This window comes from Thermus scotoductus DSM 8553 (assembly GCF_000381045.1).
Lineage (GTDB): Bacteria > Deinococcota > Deinococci > Deinococcales > Thermaceae > Thermus > Thermus scotoductus.
On sequence record NZ_KB905734.1, the window covers coordinates 20,700 to 39,996 of the forward strand.

Here is a 19,297-nt window from a genome sequence, read left to right on the forward strand (position 1 = left end):
CCCTACTTCTTTGAAGCCTCCAGGAAGACCTTATCCGCCCGGTAGGAGCTCCGCACCAAAGGCCCGGCGAAGACCTCCCGGAAGCCCAGTTGGTACCCCCAGGCCTCGTAGCGCTTGAAGTCCTCCGGGGGCACGTAGCGCTCCACGGGCAGGTGGGCAGGGGTGGGGCGCAGGTACTGGCCCAGGGTGAGGATATCCACCCCGGCCGCCCTCAGGTCCCGCATGGCCTCGAGGATCTCCTCCTCCGTCTCCCCCAGGCCCAGCATGAGGCTACTTTTGGTAAGAACGTCAGGCCGATAGCGCTTGGCGTGGGCCAGGACCCTAAGGGTTTGGTCATAGCCCGCCCGGGGATCCCTTACCCTGGAGGTAAGGCGGCGCACGGTTTCCAGGTTCTGGGCATAGACCTCAGGGCCCGCATCCAAAACCGTCTCCACCGCCTTCAGGTCCCCCTGGAAGTCGGGGGTCAGGGCCTCCACCAAGACCCCGGGGGCCCTCTCCTTGATGGCCCGGATGGTGGCGGCGAAGTGGGCCGCCCCGCCATCGGGCAGGTCATCCCGGTCCACGCTGGTCAAGACCACGTACCGCACCCCCATGCGGGCGATGGCCTCGGCCACCCTCCTTGGTTCCTCCGGGTCCACGAGGCCCTTGGGGTTCCCGGTGTGGACGGCGCAGAACTTGCAGGCCCGGGTGCAGATGCTTCCCAGGATCATCACCGTGAGGGTGCCGTGGCTCCAGCACTCTCCCACGTTGGGGCAGAGGGCCTCCTGGCAGACGGTGTGGAGCTTGAGCTCGTTCACCGTGGCCTTCAGGGCCTGGTACTTGGCCCCCGTGGGCAGGGTGGCCCTGAGCCAGGCGGGCTTATTCCGATCCACAGGCTCGGGCCGGGCCTGGGCTAGGCCATGCTTCACCACCTTGAGCTCCACCACCTCCCCGGTGGGGGCAAGGAGCTCCACGGTTTCAAACTTGGGCTTCACGATGATCCTCCTTTACACGGGGGTCCATTCCGAAAACCTCGGCGAAGGCCCGCACCACCCTGTCCTTTACCTCCGGCATGGGAACCTTGCGGCCCAAAAGCCGCTCCAGGGAGGTGACCCCTTTCCCCTTTAGCCCGCAGGGGATGATGACGGAGAAGTCGTTTAAGTCGGTGTTCACGTTGAGGGCAAAGCCGTGGAAGCTCACCTCCTCCTTCACCGCCACCCCGATGGCGCAGAGCTTGTCCTCCCCCACCCAGACCCCCGCGTACCCCGGGGTGGGGTAGGCCTTCAGGCCATAGGAGGCCGCCACCTTGACGATGGCCTCCTCTATCTGGCGAAGGAAGCGGCGCACCTCCCGGCCCACGGGAAAGATGGGATAACCCACCAGCTGCCCGGGCCCATGGTAGGTGACGTCCCCACCCCGCTCCACCCAGTAGACCTCAAAGCCGTTTTCCCGGTACCAGCTTTCGGGAAAAAGGAGGTTCTCCCCCGTGGCCTTTCTCCCCAGGGTGATGACCCGGGGATGCTCCAAAAGCAGCAGGGTGGGGGGGCGCTCGCCCCGCACCACCTCCTTGTGCACCTTTTTCTGGTACTCCCAGGCTTGGGGGTAGGGCAAAAGGCCCAGGTCCTCCACCAGAAACTCCACGTCCTTAAGCATACGTCAGGGGGAAGCTCCCTTAAAGTATCGGGCTTCACCGAGCCCAGCTTCGCTGGCTTGCGCAAGCATGTTGCAAGGTAGCCCTGACCGGCCTCTGACCCCAGGGACCTAGGCTAGGGGCATGGACTTGGAAACCCGGCTGGAGATGCCTTTGGCGCTTGACCCCGAGGCCTTGGACCCTGGGCTTGTGGAGAGGCTGATGGATGAGGTGCTGGGGGTTTTCCGCCAGCACCTTCCCGTGCGGAGCCTCGAGGGCATCCTGAAGCGGCAGGAGGGCCACTTGATCCTTCTGGTGAACCTGGAGCTGGCCTAGGCCAGAAAGCGGGCCAGAAGCCGGTCCCGTAAGGCCTCAGGGAGGTGGCGGAGAAGAAGGGTCTGCCACCCCCTAGGGGCCACCAGGTAGCGGGCCCTGGGCCTTGGGTCTTGGAGGGCCTTAAGCACCACCTCCGCCACCCTCTCGGGGGGCAGGCCCCTTCTGGCGCTGGCCCGGGCCGCCCTGCGGGCCACCTCCAGGTAGCGGCCGTACACCCTTTCCGTACCGGAAGGAGGAGGTTCCAAGTAGCTTTCCGCCCAGCGTTCCGAACGTTCCCAGATGGGGGTGGCCACGGGCCCCGGTTCCACCAAGACCACCCTCACCCCAAAGGGAAGGAGCTCCACCCTCAGGGCATCCGCCAGGGCCTCGAGGGCGAACTTGCTGGCGGCGTAGGGTCCCGCCAGGGGCAGGGCTACCAGGCCGGAAACCGAGCCCATGAGCACCACCCGCCCCCGGGTCTTTCGAAGAAGGGGCAAAAAGGTCCTCACCGTGGCGAAGGCCCCGAGGACGTTCACCTCCAGCACCTGGCGGAAGACGGAAGGGGGAATAAGCTCCAAGGGCCCCGCCACGGCAATCCCCGCATTGGCCACCAGTCCCTCCAACCCCTCCCCCTCCAGAAGCCTCCTGGCCTGCACAAGGCTTTCCTCCTGGGTTACATCCAGGAAAAGGGGCACCACCCCCAGGGCACGAAGGGCCTTTGCATCCTCGGATTTGCGCACCCCGCCATAGACCCGAAAACCCCTTTCCGCCAAGAGCCGGGCCGTGGCCAGGCCAATGCCGCTACCCGCTCCCGTGATGAGCACAGCCCCCATAGGAAAAGCTTAAGGACCCCCGGCATCCCAGGGGTCCCAAGGCAGCCTGCCGGATCCCCAGGCCCCTACTGGGCCACCACGCTCACCTTCAAGGCGATCGGCACCTCGGGGTGGGGCTTGTAGGTGAGGACGTACTCCCCCAGCTCCTTGATGGGCTTTTCCAGCACCAGGCGCTTGGGATCAATGGTGATGCCGTGCTGGCGCGAAAGGGCCTCGGCGACATCCTTGGCGGTCACGGAGCCGTAGATCTTGGTCTCCCCCGCCCGCACCGGAATGGTGAGGGTGAGGTTCTCCAGGATCTCCTTAAGCCTCTCCGCCTCCGCCTTCCTTTCCGCCAGGCGCTTGGCCTGGGCGCGGATCTTGGCCTCGAGGGCCTTCAGGTTGCTCTCCGTGGCCAAGACCGCCAGGCCCCGGGGCAGGAGGTAGTTCCTGGCGTAGCCGGGCTTCACGTTCACCACCTGGCCCACATCGCCCAGGTTCTCCAGGGGTTCAAGCAGGATGACCTTCATGTCCACCCCCTATTTGCGCACCAGCTTCTCCGTGAAGGGAAGAAGCCCAAGAATCCTCGCCCGCTTGATGGTGCGGGCCAGGATGCGCTGCTCCTTGGCGGTAAGCCCCGTGCGGCGGCGGGGAAGGATCTTCCCCGTCTCCGACAGGAACCGCTTCAGCACCTCCACGTTACGGTAATCCTTAAGGTCAAACTCCCCCAGGCTGGCCTTGACCTTGGCCTTCCTGGAAGGGCGCTTCTGCGCCTCCTTCTTGGGTTTAGCGTTCTTCGTGCTCAAAACGGCAAATCCTCCTCCGGCGGGAAGTCTTCCAGTCCTTCGTCGATGTCCACCCCACCCGTCTGGACAGAGCGCTCTGGCTCTTGGGGCCTGCTTCCGCCGGTCCTTTCAGGCCCACGGGTGGGTCGCTCCAACCGGAGGGCTTCCACACGGGTCTGGAAGCGCCTCTCCCCGGTGGAGCTCGTCCAGGAGTCGTTCACCAAACGGCCGATCACCAAAAGCCCCTCGCCCCGCTTGAGTTCCCCGGCCCACTCGGCCAGGTCGCGCCAGGCCTGAACCTCTATGAAGTGGGTCCTCAAGATGTTCCCCTGACGGGGAAGCAGCTCCCCGTCCGGTCCCTGGCCCGGGCGGCGCTCGTTGATGGCTAAGCCCAGCCGGGCTACCGCCGTCCCCTGGGGAGTGTAGCGCAGATCGGGATCGCGGGTGAGGTTGCCCATGAGGATCACCTGATTTAGGGCGTGGCGAAGCCTGGGCTGGCCCCGGGCGTCCTCGAGGGTCTCGCGGCCCCGCCCCTCCAAGGGATCGATGAAATCCGCCCGGATCTGGACCTCGCTCCGCTTCTCCCCTTCCCGCTCCCACTGCCGGTATTCCAGCCGGCCTTCTACAAAAATCAGCTGGCCCCTTTCCAGGATGTCCCCCCACATCTCCGCCTGCCGGCCCAGAAGGCGCACCCGGTGGTACCAGGGCACCTCCCGCTCCTGGCCGGAAGCATCCAGGAGGGTATCCTGACCCGCCAGGTTCAGGTCCAGAATGGCCATCCCCCCCGGGGTGTAGCGCATGTCCGGACGGGCGGTAAGGGTACCGATGAGGAAAACGCGGTTCAGGCCTCTTGCCATGGGAACAGTCTACGCCTTGGTGAGGAGGGGCTCCTGGGTTTTCACCACCATGACCCGGCGCACGTTATCGCGCAGGCGGAGCTCCCGGGCCAGGTTGTTCACCCGGTCTTCGGGCATCTCCACCTGGTACCAGAGGAAGTAGCCCTGGGTGTCCTTGGCGATGGGGTAGGCCAGGCGGCGCATTCCCCATTCCTCCACCTTCTCCACCCGGGCACCGAAGGCCTCGAGGGCCTTCCCGATGATCTCCTTCTCCAGGGCGAGCTGGCTTTGGTCCAGGTTGGGACTCAGGATGACGTTCACCTCGTACTTGCGCATCTACACCTCCTCTCCGGGCCCGGCAGGCCGCACGAAGGATGATTATACCCTCTTCCCCTCCCCAAAAAAAGACCCAGGGGGCCCTAGGGCCCCCATCTGGCTCCGCGGGCAGGACTCGAACCTGCGACCAACCGGTTAACAGCCGGCCGCTCTACCTGCTGAGCTACCGCGGACCGACCGCACTAGGCACTATAGCAGGATGCCCTGGGAAGCGTCAAGAAGAAGACCCCGGGGAGTTTCCCCGGGGTCCGGCCAGGGACTCCTAAAGCTTCTTCAGGGCCTGGGTGAGCTGGGTGAGGACGTTTTGCGCATCCCCGTAGAGCATCCGGGTGTTATCGGCGTAGAAGAGCTCGTTCTCCACCCCGGCGAAGCCCTTGCCCTGGCCCCGCTTGATGACGATGACGTTCTTGGCCTTGTCCACGTCCAGGATGGGCATGCCGTAAAGGGGGCTTCCCGGGCGGCGGGCGGCAGGGTTCACCACGTCGTTGGCCCCGATGACCACTGCCACGTCCACGGTGGGGAACTCGGGGTTGATCTCCTCGAGGTCCTTGAGCTTGTCGTACTCCACCCCAGCCTCCGCCAAAAGCACGTTCATGTGCCCGGGCATCCGCCCCGCCACCGGGTGGATGGCGAACTTCACCTCCACCCCCTTGCTCTCCAAAAGGTCCGCCAGCTCCTTCACCTTGTGCTGGGCCTGGGAGAGGGCCATGCCGTAGCCGGGCACGAAAACCACCTTACTGGCGTAGGCCAGCATGACGGCGGCGTCCTCCACGTCGATGGGCTTGAGGCTTCCCTTGACCTCCCCCGCCTCCTGCTCCACGCCAAAGCCCCCTACCAGGACACTCCACACCGAGCGGTTCATGGCCCTCGCCATGAGCACGGTGAGGAGGGTACCCGCAGCCCCCACCAGGGTACCCGCCACCATCAAGGCCGGGTTCCCCACGGCGAAGCCCTCAAAGCCCACGGCCATACCGGTGAAGGCGTTGTAGAAGCTGATGGCCACCGGCATGTCCCCGCCCCCGATGGGCAGGGTCATGAGGATACCGAAAAGGAGGGCCAGGAGGAAGAAGAGCACGATGCTCAGGGTGGGGTCGTTCCAGAGCAGGGAAAAGCCCAAAAGCACCGTGATGAGGAGCGCCAGGGCGTTCACCACCTTCTGCCCGGGGAAGAGGATGGGCCGGCTTTTCATGATGCCCTGGAGCTTGGCGAAGGCGATGAGGCTTCCCGTGAAGGCCACGCTCCCGATGAGGCCGCCCAGGATGGCCAAGGCCATGAGGCCCGGGTTCTCAAAGGCTCCCTTCAGGAGCTCCACCGCCGCGATGGTGGCGGCCGCACCCCCACCCATGCCGTTGTAGATGGCCACCATCTGGGGCATGTCGGTCATGGCCACCTTGACGGCCGCCCACCAGGCCACCACGGAGCCCACCAAAAGAGCGATGAGCATGAGGCCAAAGTTCTGCATCCCCGGCCAGAAGAAGGTGGCCAGAACCGCCAGGGCCATGCCCCACCCCGCCCAGACGATGCCGCTTTTGGCGGTGGTGGGATGGGCCATACGTTTTAAGCCCACGATGAAGAGGATGGCCACCACGAAGTAGGCTGCCTGGATGAGATCCATTACTGACCACCCCCCTTGCCCGGCTTCTTCTCAAACATCTCCAGCATGCGCACCGTGACCGCATACCCCCCGGCGGCGTTGGCCGCCCCCAGGATGACCCCCAGGAAGCCGATGAGCTTCTCCAAACCGGTTTCCGCATGGCCCAGGACCACCATGGCCCCCACCACCACCACCCCGTGGATGAAGTTGGACCCGGACATGAGGGGGGTGTGGAGGATCACCGGCACCCGGGTGATGAGCTCATAACCCAAGAAAGCCGTGAGCACAAAGATGTAAAGGGCAGACCAGAAGCCAAACTCCATCACGCACCTCCCACGAGGGCCTTGGTGGGCCCGTGCAGGATCTCGCCTTCCTTCATGAGAAGCGCCCCCTGGATGATCTCGTCCTCCCACTTGGGGGCGAACTCGCCCTTTTCCATGAGCAGGCTGGAAAGGTTGAAAAGGTTTTTGGCGTACATCTCCGAGGCGTGCACGGAAAGCTCGCTGGGGAGGTTCAAGGGGCCAAAGATCCTCACGCCCTTCACCTCCACCACCTCTCCGGGCTGGGTGAGGACGCAGTTGCCCCCCGATTCCGCCGCCAGGTCCACCACCACCGTGCCCGGCTTCAGGCGCTCCACCATGTCCTCGGTAAGGAGGATGGGGGCCCGACGGCCTGGCACCTGGGCGGTGGTGATGATGGCGTCCATCCCCGCCACGTGTTCCCGCAGGGCCTCGTGCTGGATGCGCTTCTCCTCCTCGGTGAGCTCCCGGGCGTAGCCGCCCTCCCCTTCCGCGCTGATGGGAAGCTCAATGGGCTTGGCCCCCAGGGAGAGGGCCTGCTCCACCGCCGCCTTGCGCACATCGTAGGCAAAGACCTGGGCCCCCAGGCGCTTGGCGGTGGCGATGGCCATAAGCCCCGCCACCCCCACCCCCATGACCATCACCTTGGCGGGGCGGATGGTGCCCGCCGCCGTGGTGAGCATGGGGAAGAAGCGAGGGGATAGCCTTGCGGCGTGGATGGCCGCCAGGTACCCCGCCACCGTGGCCTGGCTGGAGAGGGCATCCATGCTCTGGGCCCGGGTGATGCGGGGGATGAGCTCCATGGCGATCACCGTGGCCTTTTTAGCCGCCAGGGCCTTCACCAGGTCCAGGTTCTTGTGGGCCTGGACAAACCCCACCACGATAGCCCCGGACTCCAGGGCCCCGATCAGGTCTTCAGGAGGCGGCTGAACAGTGAAAAGCAGGTTGGCATCCTTCAGGAGCTCCCCTCGCTCCACCACCTCTGCCCCAACTTCCTGGTAGGCGGTGTCGGGATAGTAGGCACCTTCCCCGGCACCCTTCTCTACCCGCACCCTGGCCCCCTGCTTCACCAGGCGGGCCACCACCTCGGGCACCAGGGCCACCCTTCTTTCCCCTGGAGCCCTTTCCTTGGGAACCGCGATGGTCACCATAGGACCTCCTTCCGCGCCAGTATACCAATGGGGCCACGAGCATCTGTCCTTGCCCTCGAGGGTGACCCGCTGGTCAGAAGCGAATCCTTATGGAAGAATGCCTCCATGCGGCCCTCCGGGCTCAAGATCGCCTCCGTACTGCTCCTGGGCATCTTCGCCATCAGCTTCGGCAGCATTCTGGTGCGCTTGGCCCTGGCGGCCTCCGGGGATAGAAGCCTGGCCTTCAGCCTGGTGATGAGCGCAGGACGGATGGGCCTTGCGGCCTTGCTCCTCCTCCCCAGCTGGCGAAGACCTCTGGCCAGCCGAAGGGGGCTTCCCTATGCGATGGCCGCCGGGGCTTCCCTGGCCCTGCACTTTGCCCTTTGGATCACCTCCCTCTCCTACACCTCGGTGGCGGCCAGCACCGCCTTGGTCACCACCAACCCGGTCTGGGTTACCCTCTTCGGCTGGCTTTTCTTTCGGGAAGCTCCCTCTGGCCTTACTCTCCTGGGGATTGCGGTAGCCCTTTTTGGGGGGCTTCTCATCGGTTTAGGGGATGCGCAAGGGGGAAACGGGGGAACCAACCCCCTCCTCGGGGACCTCCTGGCCCTCCTGGGAGCGGTGGCCGCCTCCCTCTACTTCCTCCTGGGGCGGGAAGCCCAGAGGCGGGGGCTTTCCATCTTGGAATACATACGGGTGGCTTACACCGCCGCCGCCCTTCTCCTCCTTCCCCTTCCCTACCTCTTTGGAGGTGGGTATGGAGGCTATCCCCTCGAGGTCTACGCCTACCTCCTCCTCATGGCCCTCCTTCCCCAGCTCGTGGGCCACACCAGCTTCAACTGGGCCACCCGGCACATCCCGCCGGTGCTGGTCACCCTGGCCATCCTCTTTGAGCCGGTGGGGGCAAGCCTTTTGGCCTTCCTCCTCTTCGGGGAGCTTCCCGGGGCACAGGTGCTTTTGGGAGCCTTGGTCCTCCTTCTAGGGGTGGGGATGGCGGTGGTGGGGGGGCGGAGATGATCTACATCGCTTTGGCCGCCCTTCTCTGGGGCCTGGGTGGGGCCCTGGCCGGGCGGTTCATGGGGGAGATTCCCCCCTCGGTCCTCATCCCCTTGCGCTTCCTCCTAAGCTTCTTCCTGCTTCTCCCCCTGGTGCTCCGGTTTCCCCCAGCCGCCAAGGAGTGGCCCCGGCTCCTTCGGGTGGGGCTCGCCCTCTCCGGGGCCCAGGCCTTCTACTACCTGGCCATCCACGCCACCACCGTGGCCACGGGGATCTTCCTCCAGTACCTGGCCCCTGCCCTCCTCACCCTCTATGCCCTCCTAAGGGGGGAAAGGCTTCCCGGCAAGGCCCTTTTGGGGGTAGCCGTGGCCCTTTTGGGAGCCTACGTGCTGGTGGTGGGGTCCAAGGGTTTCACGGCAAGCCCCCTGGGGGTGGCCTACGGCCTCCTCTCCGCCCTTTCCTTCGCCCTTTACGCTGCCTTCTCCCACGGGCTCAAGACCCCACCCCTGGTGAGCCTGGGGGTGGCCACGGGGGTGGGAAGCCTCCTCTCCCTCCCCATCCTTATGGGCAACCTCCCCCGGGTTTGGACCCTGGACCCAGGGGACTGGGGGGCGGTGGCCTACCTGGTCATCCTGGGAACGGTGGTGCCCTTTAGCCTCTTCCTCTTGGGGGTGCGCACGGTACCCGCCCGGAACGCCACCCTAACCGCCATGCTGGAGCCAGTGGCCGGGGCAATCTTCGCCTGGCCCCTGGCGGGAGAATCCTTGAGCCTCGAGGGCCTTCTGGGCGGTACCCTCATCCTCCTGGGAGTGGCTCTGAACCGGAGGTGATATGGCAGCGCGGGTTTTTCTCCTCTTCACCCTAGGCTACTTCCTCTCCTACTTCTACCGGTCGGCCAATGCGGTGCTGGCCAAGGACCTGTCCCAGGACCTGGGCCTGGGCCCGGCGGAGCTAGGGTTTATGACCAGCCTCTTCTACCTCTCCTTCGCCGCGGTACAGCTCCCCTTGGGAAGCCTCCTGGACCGGTACGGTTCCAGGATCATCACCCCGGCCCTCCTCCTGGTGGCTTCCCTGGGAAGCGTGGTCTTCGGGCTGGCGCAAAGCTTCCCCACCCTGGCCCTGGGCCGGGCCCTGATCGGGGTGGGGATGGCCGCCGCCCTTATGGGCTCCCTAAAGGCCTTTAGCCTCTGGTTCCCCCGGACCTACGCCACGGTTTCCACCCTCCTGGTGGGCCTGGGGGCCACAGGGGGGCTTTTGGCGGCCACCCCCCTGGCCCTCCTGAAGGAGGCCATGGGCTGGCGGGGGGTCTTCCTCCTGGGCGCAGGGGTGGTGGTTCTGGTGGCCCTTCTCATCTACCTGGGGGTGCGGAACACCCCCCCTGGGGTTCCCTGGCCCAAGGGTGGGGGAGGCGGAGGGCTAAGGGAAGTCCTGGGCAATTCCAGGCTCCTGCGGGTGGCCTTTTTGGCCTTGGCCTTTGCGGGAAGCTTCCTGGCCTTGCAAACCCTCTGGGCTGGGGCCTACGCCTACGCCCTGGGCCTTGAGGCGGTGAAGGTGGGGAACCTCCTCCTCCTCTACTCGGGAGGCGCGGTCCTAGGCTTTCTGGTATCCGGCTACCTGGCCGACCACCTGGGCACCGCCAGGGTGCTGGTGGGAGCGGCCCTGCTCTTCGCCCTGGGCCTCCTCCTCGCCCTCTTCAAGCTTCTTGCCCTCGCCTACCCCGTCATGGGATTCTTCGGGGCCTTCAACATCCTCACCCTTACCCAGGCCCGGGAGCTGGTGCCCCCTCACCTGGTGGGCCGGGGCACCACCCTGGTGAACCTCTTCGGCATTGGGGGCACCTTCCTGTTGCAGTGGGGGGTGGGGGTGGCGGTGGGAACCCTGGGATACGCCTTCGCCTTCGGCAGCCTTCTTGGCCTTTTGCTCTTAGCCCTCTTCCTTTACCGCCCCCTTCTCGGTCCAAGGGTCTCCGGGTGAAACAATAGGCGCTGTTGCTCCCGGACTTTATTCGGCCAGTCGAGGCGTTCTGGGGGAAGAGGATCGGGCAAAAGGGGGGGACGCTCCCGGGTCCCCAGGAAAAGCCAGGGATGGGAGAGCAGCTGGACCCTACCTCCTGGGCGGTAGACCGCAAGCCTGCGGCGATTCACCCACACATAGGCTTGTGCCCGGTTTACCCCGAGGTCGCGAGCCACCTCCTCCATGGGCTTTAGGTCCGCATACCGCAGCAGGGCCAAGCCCAAGACAGTTTCTAAGCGGTCCACCAGAGCCTCCCCTAGCACACAGGCCAGGGGTTGCCACTCCCCTTCGTCCAAGGCCCTAAGCAAAGCCGAAGGATCAGGGGGAGGAAAGCCCACGTGAAAAGCCTTATCCGCCCCCTCCAAAGCTCGGTAATACCGTTCCCTTTCCTCCTTCTCTAAGCCTTTGATGGCAATGGGGGGTAGTCCCTTCCATAAGGCCATGTAGTTAAGGACCAAGCGGCCTACCCGACCGTTGCCGTCCCGGTAAGGGTGAATGGCCTCAAAAAGCACATGGGCCTTGGCTAGGGCCTCGAGGGGCTCCCGCTCCTCCATGAGCCGTGGGACTAACCGGGCAAAAGCCCTAAGGTAATCGGTGGCCTCCAGAGGGGGCTGCACCTTAGCCCCACCAATAACGCGGTCCACCCCATCCGCAGGCCTTCCCCGAAAAGCCTCCAAAGGGGTATCCCGGAAGAGTTGCCCGTGAAGGTTGTTGATAAAGGACACATTTAAACGGAACTCTCCCTCCTTGGCATCCTGCAATGCCTGCTCGTAGGCAAACTGGGCTGTGCGGAAGTAGTTTAGAATCTCTACAGAAGCCTTGGAACCCCGCAGAACCTCGTCAAGTTCCGCCTCCGAGAAAAAGTACCCTTCTATAGCCAAGGAGTGGCGGCTATCCTCGCGAAGCATGTAAAGCCACTCCTGGTTGGCCACCTGCACCAAGGCCAAATCCAAGCCGCCCAAACGCCGGAGCAAATCCCAACGCTCCTTCACCCAGCGGCGATATTTGTTATATGGCTCCAGCCACCCCCTAGGCATCCAGCACGATCATAAGGCAACAAACGCTATGTTAACAAAACTGGGGGTACTAGGCGAAACTAACAGTTTCATGTTAAACTTCTTCCATGCTAGCCCAGGTGCGGAGCTATACCCTCTTCGGCCTGGACGCGGTTCCCGTCACCGTGGAGGTGGATGTTAGCCCCGGGCTTCCCAGCTACGCCCTGGTGGGGCTACCGGACAAGGCGGTGGAGGAAAGCCGGGAGCGGGTCAGGGCCGCCCTCAAGAACTCGGGCTTCCCCTACCCCCAGGCCCGGGTGGTGGTGAACCTGGCCCCGGCGGAACTCCGTAAGGAAGGAAGCCACTTTGACCTGCCCATCGCCTTGGGGCTTCTGGCCGCCCAAGGGGTGGTTCCCTTGGAGGCCCTTGCGGGCCTAGCCGTGGCCGGGGAGCTGGGCCTGGATGGCGCCTTGCGCCCGGTACCCGGGGCGGTGAACCTGGCTTTGGGGGCCTTGGGCGAAGGGAAAAAGCTCCTCCTGCCCCTGGAAAGCGCCAAGGAGGCCGCCTTGGTGGAGGGGGTGGAGGTCTACGGGGCGGAAAGCCTCCTGCAGGCGGTGGCCTACCTGAGGGGAGAAGAGGAGCCCAGAAGGGTGGAACCCGACGATCCCGTGGCCGCCCTGGAGGCTTTGGACCTCCGGGACGTGAAGGGCCAGGCCAAGGCCAAAAGGGCCCTGGAGATCGCCGCCGCTGGTTACCACCACCTCCTTATGGTGGGAAGCCCGGGCTCGGGAAAGACCATGCTGGCCAGGCGCCTTCCCTTTCTGCTTCCCCCTCTGAGCCAGGAGGCCGCCCTCGAGGTAAGCCGCATCCACTCCGCCGCCGGGCAGATCCTTAAAGGCCTGGTGCGCACGCCCCCCTTCCGCGCCCCCCACCACACGGTGAGCTACGCGGGCCTCATCGGGGGCGGGGCCATCCCCAAGCCGGGGGAGGTTTCCCTAGCCCACCGGGGGGTGCTTTTCCTGGACGAGTTCCCCGAGTTTTCCCGGGATGCCCTGGAGGCCCTCCGCCAGCCCCTCGAGGACGGGGTGGTGACCGTCTCCCGGGCCAGGGCCAGCCTCACCTTCCCCGCCCGCTTCCTCCTGGTGGCGGCCATGAACCCCTGCCCCTGCGGCTGGTACGGGGACCCGGAAAGGGCCTGCACCTGCACCCCGGCAAGCCGCCAGCGCTACGTGGGGAAGATCTCCGGGCCCCTCCTGGACCGGTTTGACCTGGTGGTGGAGGTGCCCCGCTTAACCCCAGCCGAGCTCGCCCGCGCCCCCGAAGGGGAAGGCACCGAGGCTGTGCGGGAAAGGGTCCTAAGGGCCCGGGAGAGGATGCTCGCCCGGCAGGGCAGGCCCAACGGGGAGCTTGCGGGAAAGGCCCTGAGGGAGCACGTGCGCTTAACCTCGGGGGCGGAAAACCTCCTCCAGGCGGCGGCCAAGCGGATGCTCCTTTCCGCCAGGAGCTACGACCGCCTCCTCCGGGTAGCCCGCACCATCGCCGACCTGCAGGGAGCGGAGAGCGTGGAGGAAAACCACGTGGCCGAGGCCTTGGCCTACCGCAAGACTCTTTAACCCACCTGGGCAGCTAGCCAGGGAACAAGGGCCTCCGCCGCCTCGAGGTTGGTGGCCAAGGGCACCCCGTGCACGTTGCACACCCGCATGAGGGCCTGCACGTCGGGCTCGTGGGGCTTGGGGGTGAGGGGATCCTGGAAGAAGAGCACGCAAAGTACCTTTCCCTCAGCCACCCTGGACCCGATCTGCATATCCCCTCCCAGGGGACCGGAAAGAACCCGCTCCACCTCGAGGCCGGTGGCCTCCTGGATGCGTTTCCCCGTGGTGCCCGTGGCCAGGAGGGGGAAGCGGGAAAGAAGCTCCCGGTGCCGTTGGCAAAAGGCCACCATATCGTCCTTCTTGGCATCGTGGGCAATGAGGGCCAAGACCTTCATGGGGCCATTGTATGCTCCTTTCCATGGAAACCCTCACCTTAAAGGAAGCCCAGAGGCAGGTGGACGCCTGGATCAGCCAGTTCCAGGAGGGCTATTTCCCGCCTCTTCTCATGCTGGCTCGCCTGACGGAGGAGCTAGGGGAGGTGGCCCGGGTCCTGGCCCACCGCCATGGGAAGACGCCCAAGCCAGGGGAGGAGGAAGGGGATCTGGCCATGGAGCTCGCCGACCTCCTCTTCGTCCTCATCTCCCTGGCCAACCGGGAGGGGATCGATCTGGAGGAAGCCTTCCTCAAGGCCATGGCCAAGTACCGGGACCGGGACGGGGAGCGCTGGACCCGGAAAGGAGGCTAGGATGGAGCGCCCCTTCCTGGAAGCCCAGGGCCTGCACAAGCGCTTCGGGGCCCTCGAGGCCGTGAAAAAGGTCCACCTTACCCTACGACCTGGCGAGATCCTGGCCTTCCTGGGGAAAAACGGCGCGGGCAAAAGCACCACGGTCATCTACCTCGGACTGAAGTCCGAGGCTTGCAGGTGGCACGATAGCCATGCATGGCATCTCGTACCCCCGCGTTCGGCTGGATGACGGCAGCCCGGCTTGCAATATTGCAAGCCGCGACGTAGTCCGCAGCCCCAGAGTAGCCGCAGACCACACAGCGAAAGAGTGCCTGCGTTGGACGGTTCGCCTTCTCGGTATGTCCGCAGGCTGGACATTGCCGAGAAGTGTTCGCTGGGTCAACCCAAACCAAAGCTACTCCGCTCCGTTCAGCTTTGTACCGCAGTTTTTGGCCCAGGTCATGGAACGCCCAGCTATGCAGCGTAGCCCTCTGGGGCTTGCGAAGCCGTACCCGCTCGCGGATGCCCCGGAGGTCTTCCAGGGCGATGCCGCGCCCGGTGCGTTGAGCCTTGGCTACGATGCGTTTGCTGATGCGGTGGTTGAGGTCGTTGGCAAAGCGTTTCTCTTTGCCCGAGAGCTTTTTCAAAAGACGCTTGGCCGACTTGGTGCCTTTCTTCTGCAACTTCCTCCTGAGCCTTCGGTAGCGGTGTCTGACCGAGTTGAGGTGCTTGCCCGAGTAGGCCTCCCCGTCCGAATCGGTGGCGATGTTGACGATGCCGAGGTCAACCCCGAGAAAGCCGTTTGGGGCCATGGCGGGCGGGTCGTCGTACTCGCACCACAGGTGGACGTACCAGGAGTCCCGCCCCCTGACCAGAGTCCCGCCCTGGATGCTTTTGGCGGTTCGCAGCAGGTGGCGCTGATACCCGGCGATGCGCATGGGCACCCTCGCCCGCCCATCCACGGTGGAGAGGCTGACGGTCTCGGTGTCCACGTTGACCGACAAGATGCGCTGGTCGTAGTCCACCGAGGTGGCCTTGAAACCGCCTGCCTTATGACCTTTGCGCTTGCCCACGCGGGCAATAACTCGCACCGCCAGGTTGGCGCTGAGACCGAAGCGTTCCCGAAGTTCCCGGTAGACCAGTCTTTGCAGGGCGAACTTGTTCCAAGCGTTCTCCTGACGCGCCACCTGCAAGGCGTAGTTACAAGCGTTGGCAAACTGTTCCACCGTGCGGGAAAGCTTCTCGGCTGTACTCGCATCGGGTATCAGCTTGCACTTGACGGACAGGAGGGACATGCCTTGACTGGTTATACCACAAAGTCGTCGGCCATGTACCGGGCTTCGCCCGGCTTCCGCTTCCTCCCCGCATTGAAATGCGGGGCATCTGCGAAAGGGGTTCTGTGACAGTACTCCACGCGGTCCCGGAAAAGGTCAGCGAACCAGGCCTTCTCCCCTACCCTTTACCCGGAGCAGTAAGGGCACCTACAGGAGGCCCTCGGGCCCTCAAAGGCCATGATCCCGCTTCAGCTGGCAGAGGTAGGGCACCCTTTGGATTTCCCCAGGCACCCCGTTCCCTAGCAAACCCCACTTTACTCCACTCACTAGGCCCGATGGCAGCTATTCCGCCACCAGGCATGGGAGTGGGGTCAAGGGCGGAGCCGATCACGATCCATGGGCCATGATCGACCGTTACCTAGAGGGCAGTTCTGGTTGGAAAACGGTCTATAATTGCCTTGATGCAGGGAATGCAAGTTCGTCTTAACCGGTTTATCCTGCGGTCCTTGCAGGAGGAAGAGCTACGGCCAGGCTTTTGGGAGGTGCGCTGGGATCCCCTACCTTCCCGGCAGGAAAACCTGTTCCAGCTTTTGGGGAAAGCGGCCAACCGGGTGGGCGGTGTCGCCACCCCATGGCAGTCCGGCTTGGTGGCTTGGACCGCACCTAGAATCCAAGAAGGAGAAGTAAGGGGCCTGTCCCAGGCCTATCGTTTCACCCTCCGCGACGGTGGGGCACTTCTCCTGGACCCCGCTAGGGTCCAAGAGCGCGAGGTCCTCTCCCGTCTGGCCCAGAAGAAACTGGAGGCGGGACTTAAGCAAGTGTATGGGCAAAGCCGCCGCTACCAAGTGGAGGGAAACCTAATCCTGGGTGGAGAAATCCGTTCGGGAAACGGCTGGCGCATCCGAAAGGGATCCCGTCTCCGGGCCCGGGTGGACCACACGGGCCAGCTGGTCCTGGAGGTGGAGATCGTGCACCGGATCCTCCCTACCCTGACCCTGGAGGCCTGGCTGCAGGGGTTTCCCGAGCCCCGGCGGGTCCGTAACACCTACGAGAACCCACCCGGCAGGCGGCAGACCTGGCGCTTTTTGAGGCTTGAACCCGAACTCAAGCCCAGGGAGGTAGACCTCGGGGGGGTGAGCCTCTTCGACTACCACGCTGGCAAGGGCAGGCTCTCGAGCGAGGAACAAGCGGGCCGGGTGGTGCGGGTGGCCGACGACAGCGGCGCGGAATTCTTCCACCTTACGGGGCTCCTCGAGCCTGTGCTGACCCTAGAGGACCTGGTCGAACTGGGCCTCGAGGCCGAGGCTGCCCTTGCCCTCCAGATCGGCCCCGAAGAGCGGTTCTCCCAGGCCCAAAAGACGGCCCGGGGCATTGCCGAAAGGATCTTTGGAGTACCGCGGGCCGAGCCTGTAGTGGCCCAGGCCTACCTGCTGCCCAAGCCCCAGCTCAAGGCCGGCCGGGGGCAACGGATTGGCAAGCCCGCAGACGCTCTCCGCAAGGGAGCCCTTAAGGCGCAGGACGCCACGGTGGGCCTCCTTGTGGTGGAGGGGAAGCCCGAGTGGCCCCAAGCCCTGAGGAAGTCCCTTCAGGACATGGCCCGGGCCAGCGGGGTTAGGCTCAGGTTGGCGGATCCCATCGCGGTGGCCCGTGGGGACCTGCGCGGCCTGGATTTGGCCAGCTCCCTCGACCAACTGGCCCAGCAGGAGGTGGCTGCCCTGCTGGTACAAACCCCACCCCTCACCTGGGAGGAACGCAACCGGCTCAAGCGGGCCTCCCTCCAACGCACCCTTCCCAGCCAGTTCTTTAACCCGCCCCTGGCCGAGCACAAGCTGGACAACATCCTCCTGGGCCTGGCCAGCAAGCTGGGGTGGCGGATGGTGGGGCTAGAGGGCGAATACCCGGCCGAGGTAGCGGTGGGGTTTGACGCGGGCGTGGACGGCTCCCGAAGCCTCCGCTACGGCGGGGCAGCCTGTGCGGTGACCGCGGACGGGGGGCTCCTCTCCTGGATCCTGCCCGAGGCCCAGAGGGGTGAGAGGATCCACGAGGATGTGGTCTGGGGCATGGTTCAGGAGGTCCTGCTCCGCTTCCGAAGGCTCGCAGGCCGCTGGCCCAGGCATGTGCTCCTCCTGCGGGACGGCAAGACCCAAAGGCAGGAGTTCACCCTGGCCCTCGAGGAGCTGGCCAGGAAGGAGATCGGCTACGACCTGGTCTCCGTGAGGAAAAGCAGCGGGGGACGTGTCTACCCGGTGGAGGGGGGCAGGCTGAGGGATGGGCTCTACGTACCCCTGCCCGAGGAGGAGGACAAAGTCTCCTTCCTTCTCCTCACCGCCTACCCGGGTGAGGGCAGGATGAAGGGCACCCCCCGCCCCCTCAAGGTGGTGCACGAGGAAGGGCCCACGCCCGTGGAGGAGCTGGCCCGGCAGATCTACCACCTCTCGCGCCTCTACCCCCCAAGCGGCTACCGCTTCCCCAGCCTCCCGGCCCCCCTGCACCTGGCGGACCGGCTGGTGCGCGAAGTGGGCAGGGTTGGGCTCAGTTCCCTGCACGGCTTGGACCGGGAAAAGCTTTTCTTCGTCTAGGGGACTTTGGGCTCGGGCGATCCCCATCCGCAGGGGGCACCCACCCCCTAAGGACCGATTCGCACAAAAGCCTGGGGGAAGACCTTCTACTACCCGGGCTTCAGCCTGGTGGTCCATCCGCGGCCATGGCAGGAAAACGGGTCGCTCCCGGGGGGATTCGCCGTTTGGGCGAAACCTGGACACCTTTGGGGATGCCGTCTGCGGTGAGGCTCCCGCATAATGGGGGCATGCGGGCAGTGAGCCTCGTACCCTCTGGGACCCTCATGCTGCGGGCCCTGGGGGTGGAGCCCGTGGGGGTGAGCCACTCCTGCCCAAACCCCCACGGCGTCCCGGTGGTTACGGAAGGCCTCATCCCCAAGGGCCTCCCCCAGGGGGAGATCGACCGGCGGGTCCGGGAAGCCTACCAGAGGGGGCTACCCCTCTACCGCATCCGGGGAGAGATCCTGGCCTCCCTGGAACCCGAGCTCCTGGTCACCCAGGGGGTGTGCGAGGTGTGCGCGGTAACCCCTGGGGAGGTGGCGGGGGCCTTGCCCCTCCTGGCCCAGAGGCCCAAGGTGGTGGAGCTCACGGGGGTGCGCCTCGGAGACCTCTTCGCGGACCTCCGCCACCTGGCCCGGGAAGCGGGGGTGGAGGAAAGGGGGAGGCGCCTCGAGGAGGAGCTGCGGAACCAGCTGGCGTGCCTGCCCCCTCCTCCGAAGGTCCGGCCCCGGGTGGTCTTCCTGGAGTGGTTGGACCCTCCCTACCTGGGGGGGCACTGGGTGCCGGAGATGGTGGCCCTGGCGGGAGGGGAGTACCTGGGGCCGGCCCCCGGGGAGGCGAGCCGGCGGGTACCGCCCGAGACCCTCCCCGAGGCCGAAGTGGTCCTTCTGTCCTTTTGCGGTTATTCCCTGGAGGAAGCTGAGCAGGCTGTGACCTCATACCTGGACGCAGGGGGCCCCCTGGCCTCGTACCTCGAGGAGCGCAGGACCTACATCCTGGACGCAGCTCCCTTCCAGGCCCTGACCCACCGGGTGGTGGAAGGTATCCACCTCCTGGCGGGGATCCTTCGGGGAGAAGCCGCGCCCGGGGACCTGGTGAAACCCCTTTAAGGGGTGGCCTCGAGGCCATCCCCTCCCATCCGGGAGTTGCGGCCACCGGTCGTGTAAGGAATTATGTGTAGGAGTTTGTGTATAAAAGGGGGGTACCAGGATTAGGAAGGAGGTACCCCGTGGACCAGGATACCTTGCAGGTGATGCTAAGGGAAGCGCAGGACTTTACCCACATCTCCGTTTCGTGGTAAATCTCCCCTTGCGGGCGCAGCCCGTATCTGGTACCGGGGGTGATCCATGGACATGCTCAAGGTGGCCGAGGCCAGGCTCCAGGAGTTCACGGGCCGTTTTGCGAGCGTTTTCCCCCGATAAGCGCCTCC

Annotated in this window: 22 protein-coding genes and 1 tRNA gene; 9 read left to right on the forward strand and 14 right to left on the reverse strand. The window is 65.2% G+C overall.

The annotated features are described in order from the left end of the window. Positions 1 to 2 precede the first annotated feature (2 nt). Complete coding sequence (lipA, locus tag F604_RS0103410; RefSeq protein WP_019550439.1) at positions 3 to 974, reverse strand: lipoyl synthase; 972 nt, start codon at positions 972 to 974, stop codon at positions 3 to 5. Continuing rightward, a complete protein-coding gene (lipB, locus tag F604_RS0103415) occupies positions 958 to 1,620 on the reverse strand; it encodes a lipoyl(octanoyl) transferase LipB (RefSeq protein WP_026328944.1) in 663 nt (220 codons plus the stop codon). Before lipB ends, lipA begins: the two co-directional genes overlap by 17 nt. Positions 1,621 to 1,753: 133 nt before the next feature. Between lipB and F604_RS0103420 the strand changes: the two genes are divergently transcribed. Then, positions 1,754 to 1,945 (forward strand): hypothetical protein, encoded by a 192-nt coding sequence (locus F604_RS0103420; RefSeq protein WP_019550441.1) that lies wholly within the window; start codon positions 1,754 to 1,756, stop codon positions 1,943 to 1,945. On the opposite strand, the gene F604_RS0103425 is transcribed toward F604_RS0103420, so the two are convergent. From F604_RS0103425 to F604_RS0103465, 9 genes are all read right to left on the reverse strand, one after another. Continuing rightward, positions 1,942 to 2,757 carry an SDR family NAD(P)-dependent oxidoreductase gene (locus F604_RS0103425; RefSeq protein WP_019550442.1) on the reverse strand — a complete coding sequence of 272 codons (816 nt, stop codon included), beginning with the start codon at positions 2,755 to 2,757 and terminating at the stop codon, positions 1,942 to 1,944. The two genes, F604_RS0103420 and F604_RS0103425, sit on opposite strands and share 4 nt — an antisense overlap. Positions 2,758 to 2,822: 65 nt before the next feature. Further along, positions 2,823 to 3,266 (reverse strand): 50S ribosomal protein L9, encoded by a 444-nt coding sequence (gene rplI / locus F604_RS0103430; protein ID WP_019550443.1) that lies wholly within the window; start codon positions 3,264 to 3,266, stop codon positions 2,823 to 2,825. 9 nt (positions 3,267 to 3,275) lie between these two features. Beyond that, the gene (rpsR, locus tag F604_RS0103435) at positions 3,276 to 3,542 is read right to left on the reverse strand and encodes a 30S ribosomal protein S18 (RefSeq protein ID WP_015716149.1); all 267 of its coding nucleotides are present in this window, start codon (positions 3,540 to 3,542) and stop codon (positions 3,276 to 3,278) included. Beyond that, positions 3,539 to 4,378, reverse strand: coding sequence for a single-stranded DNA-binding protein (locus tag F604_RS0103440; protein WP_019550444.1), 840 nt, complete (start codon positions 4,376 to 4,378; stop codon positions 3,539 to 3,541). Before F604_RS0103440 ends, rpsR begins: the two co-directional genes overlap by 4 nt. A gap of 9 nt (positions 4,379 to 4,387) precedes the next feature. Beyond that, positions 4,388 to 4,693 carry a 30S ribosomal protein S6 gene (gene rpsF, locus F604_RS0103445; protein ID WP_019550445.1) on the reverse strand — a complete coding sequence of 102 codons (306 nt, stop codon included), beginning with the start codon at positions 4,691 to 4,693 and terminating at the stop codon, positions 4,388 to 4,390. Between the two features lie 97 nt (positions 4,694 to 4,790). Continuing rightward, positions 4,791 to 4,866, reverse strand: a tRNA-Asn gene (locus F604_RS0103450). Between the two features lie 89 nt (positions 4,867 to 4,955). After that, entirely contained in the window at positions 4,956 to 6,308 is a 1,353-nt protein-coding gene (locus F604_RS0103455) for an NAD(P)(+) transhydrogenase (Re/Si-specific) subunit beta (protein WP_015716146.1), read from the reverse strand. Continuing rightward, positions 6,308 to 6,610 carry a proton-translocating transhydrogenase family protein gene (locus F604_RS0103460; RefSeq protein WP_008630585.1) on the reverse strand — a complete coding sequence of 101 codons (303 nt, stop codon included), beginning with the start codon at positions 6,608 to 6,610 and terminating at the stop codon, positions 6,308 to 6,310. The genes F604_RS0103455 and F604_RS0103460 overlap by 1 nt, the downstream gene beginning before the upstream one ends. Continuing rightward, positions 6,610 to 7,737, reverse strand: a complete 1,128-nt coding sequence (locus F604_RS0103465) for an NAD(P) transhydrogenase subunit alpha (protein WP_019550446.1) — start codon at positions 7,735 to 7,737, stop codon at positions 6,610 to 6,612. Before F604_RS0103465 ends, F604_RS0103460 begins: the two co-directional genes overlap by 1 nt. Before the next feature lie 105 nt (positions 7,738 to 7,842). Here F604_RS0103465 and F604_RS0103470 point away from each other — a divergent pair, with 105 nt between their 5' ends. The 3 genes from F604_RS0103470 to F604_RS0103480 are packed head-to-tail and all read left to right on the forward strand — an operon-like array spanning position 7,843 to position 10,686. Further along, positions 7,843 to 8,733, forward strand: coding sequence for a DMT family transporter (locus F604_RS0103470; RefSeq protein WP_019550447.1), 891 nt, complete (start codon positions 7,843 to 7,845; stop codon positions 8,731 to 8,733). Beyond that, positions 8,730 to 9,542, forward strand: a complete 813-nt coding sequence (locus F604_RS0103475) for an EamA family transporter (protein ID WP_019550448.1) — start codon at positions 8,730 to 8,732, stop codon at positions 9,540 to 9,542. The genes F604_RS0103470 and F604_RS0103475 overlap by 4 nt, the downstream gene beginning before the upstream one ends. 1 nt (position 9,543) lies before the next feature. Next, complete coding sequence (locus tag F604_RS0103480) at positions 9,544 to 10,686, forward strand: MFS transporter (protein WP_019550449.1); 1,143 nt, start codon at positions 9,544 to 9,546, stop codon at positions 10,684 to 10,686. Here F604_RS0103480 and F604_RS0103485 read toward each other — a convergent pair. Further along, positions 10,650 to 11,717, reverse strand: a complete 1,068-nt coding sequence (locus F604_RS0103485; protein ID WP_019550450.1) for a Fic family protein — start codon at positions 11,715 to 11,717, stop codon at positions 10,650 to 10,652. The genes F604_RS0103480 and F604_RS0103485 overlap by 37 nt on opposite strands. 131 nt (positions 11,718 to 11,848) lie before the next feature. Between F604_RS0103485 and F604_RS0103490 the strand changes: the two genes are divergently transcribed. After that, complete coding sequence (locus F604_RS0103490) at positions 11,849 to 13,333, forward strand: YifB family Mg chelatase-like AAA ATPase (RefSeq protein WP_019550451.1); 1,485 nt, start codon at positions 11,849 to 11,851, stop codon at positions 13,331 to 13,333. On the opposite strand, the gene mgsA is transcribed toward F604_RS0103490, so the two are convergent. Beyond that, on the reverse strand, positions 13,330 to 13,707 hold the full coding sequence (gene mgsA, locus F604_RS0103495; protein WP_019550452.1) for a methylglyoxal synthase: 378 nt from the start codon (positions 13,705 to 13,707) through the stop codon (positions 13,330 to 13,332). The genes F604_RS0103490 and mgsA overlap by 4 nt on opposite strands. Before the next feature lie 23 nt (positions 13,708 to 13,730). Here mgsA and F604_RS0103500 point away from each other — a divergent pair, with 23 nt between their 5' ends. Together F604_RS0103500 and F604_RS13195 are read left to right on the forward strand one after the other, a co-directional pair. Next, positions 13,731 to 14,057 carry a nucleotide pyrophosphohydrolase gene (locus F604_RS0103500; protein ID WP_026328946.1) on the forward strand — a complete coding sequence of 109 codons (327 nt, stop codon included), beginning with the start codon at positions 13,731 to 13,733 and terminating at the stop codon, positions 14,055 to 14,057. 1 nt (position 14,058) lies between these two features. Continuing rightward, a complete protein-coding gene (locus tag F604_RS13195; RefSeq protein ID WP_081624235.1) occupies positions 14,059 to 14,286 on the forward strand; it encodes an ATP-binding cassette domain-containing protein in 228 nt (75 codons plus the stop codon). Here F604_RS13195 and F604_RS0103505 read toward each other — a convergent pair. Beyond that, complete coding sequence (locus tag F604_RS0103505) at positions 14,201 to 15,331, reverse strand: RNA-guided endonuclease InsQ/TnpB family protein (protein ID WP_019550454.1); 1,131 nt, start codon at positions 15,329 to 15,331, stop codon at positions 14,201 to 14,203. The two genes, F604_RS13195 and F604_RS0103505, sit on opposite strands and share 86 nt — an antisense overlap. 440 nt (positions 15,332 to 15,771) lie before the next feature. Here F604_RS0103505 and F604_RS0103510 point away from each other — a divergent pair, with 440 nt between their 5' ends. Both F604_RS0103510 and F604_RS0103515 read left to right on the forward strand, forming a co-directional pair. Then, on the forward strand, positions 15,772 to 17,889 hold the full coding sequence (locus F604_RS0103510; protein WP_038044516.1) for an argonaute PAZ domain-containing protein: 2,118 nt from the start codon (positions 15,772 to 15,774) through the stop codon (positions 17,887 to 17,889). A gap of 227 nt (positions 17,890 to 18,116) precedes the next feature. Next, positions 18,117 to 18,977, forward strand: a complete 861-nt coding sequence (locus tag F604_RS0103515; protein ID WP_019550456.1) for a TroA family protein — start codon at positions 18,117 to 18,119, stop codon at positions 18,975 to 18,977. The last annotated feature ends 320 nt before the right edge of the window (positions 18,978 to 19,297 follow it).

Bases quoted from the DNA above. Each gene is read 5' to 3' on its own strand.
- mgsA (WP_019550452.1), bottom strand. From the start codon at position 13,707: ATGAAGGTCTTGGCCCTCATTGCCCACGATGCCAAGAAGGACGATATG.
- rplI (WP_019550443.1), bottom strand. From the start codon at position 3,266: ATGAAGGTCATCCTGCTTGAACCCCTGGAGAACCTGGGCGATGTGGGC.
- F604_RS0103420 (WP_019550441.1), top strand. From the start codon at position 1,754: ATGGACTTGGAAACCCGGCTGGAGATGCCTTTGGCGCTTGACCCCGAG.
- F604_RS0103480 (WP_019550449.1), top strand. From the start codon at position 9,544: ATGGCAGCGCGGGTTTTTCTCCTCTTCACCCTAGGCTACTTCCTCTCC.
- F604_RS0103505 (WP_019550454.1), bottom strand. From the start codon at position 15,331: ATGTCCCTCCTGTCCGTCAAGTGCAAGCTGATACCCGATGCGAGTACA.
- F604_RS0103440 (WP_019550444.1), bottom strand. From the start codon at position 4,378: ATGGCAAGAGGCCTGAACCGCGTTTTCCTCATCGGTACCCTTACCGCC.
- F604_RS0103425 (WP_019550442.1), bottom strand. From the start codon at position 2,757: ATGGGGGCTGTGCTCATCACGGGAGCGGGTAGCGGCATTGGCCTGGCC.
- F604_RS0103460 (WP_008630585.1), bottom strand. From the start codon at position 6,610: ATGGAGTTTGGCTTCTGGTCTGCCCTTTACATCTTTGTGCTCACGGCT.
- F604_RS13195 (WP_081624235.1), top strand. From the start codon at position 14,059: ATGGAGCGCCCCTTCCTGGAAGCCCAGGGCCTGCACAAGCGCTTCGGG.
- F604_RS0103455 (WP_015716146.1), bottom strand. From the start codon at position 6,308: ATGGATCTCATCCAGGCAGCCTACTTCGTGGTGGCCATCCTCTTCATC.
- F604_RS0103470 (WP_019550447.1), top strand. From the start codon at position 7,843: ATGCGGCCCTCCGGGCTCAAGATCGCCTCCGTACTGCTCCTGGGCATC.
- F604_RS0103465 (WP_019550446.1), bottom strand. From the start codon at position 7,737: ATGGTGACCATCGCGGTTCCCAAGGAAAGGGCTCCAGGGGAAAGAAGG.
- F604_RS0103515 (WP_019550456.1), top strand. From the start codon at position 18,117: ATGCGGGCAGTGAGCCTCGTACCCTCTGGGACCCTCATGCTGCGGGCC.
- F604_RS0103500 (WP_026328946.1), top strand. From the start codon at position 13,731: ATGGAAACCCTCACCTTAAAGGAAGCCCAGAGGCAGGTGGACGCCTGG.
- rpsF (WP_019550445.1), bottom strand. From the start codon at position 4,693: ATGCGCAAGTACGAGGTGAACGTCATCCTGAGTCCCAACCTGGACCAA.
- F604_RS0103475 (WP_019550448.1), top strand. From the start codon at position 8,730: ATGATCTACATCGCTTTGGCCGCCCTTCTCTGGGGCCTGGGTGGGGCC.
- F604_RS0103490 (WP_019550451.1), top strand. From the start codon at position 11,849: ATGCTAGCCCAGGTGCGGAGCTATACCCTCTTCGGCCTGGACGCGGTT.
- F604_RS0103510 (WP_038044516.1), top strand. From the start codon at position 15,772: ATGCAGGGAATGCAAGTTCGTCTTAACCGGTTTATCCTGCGGTCCTTG.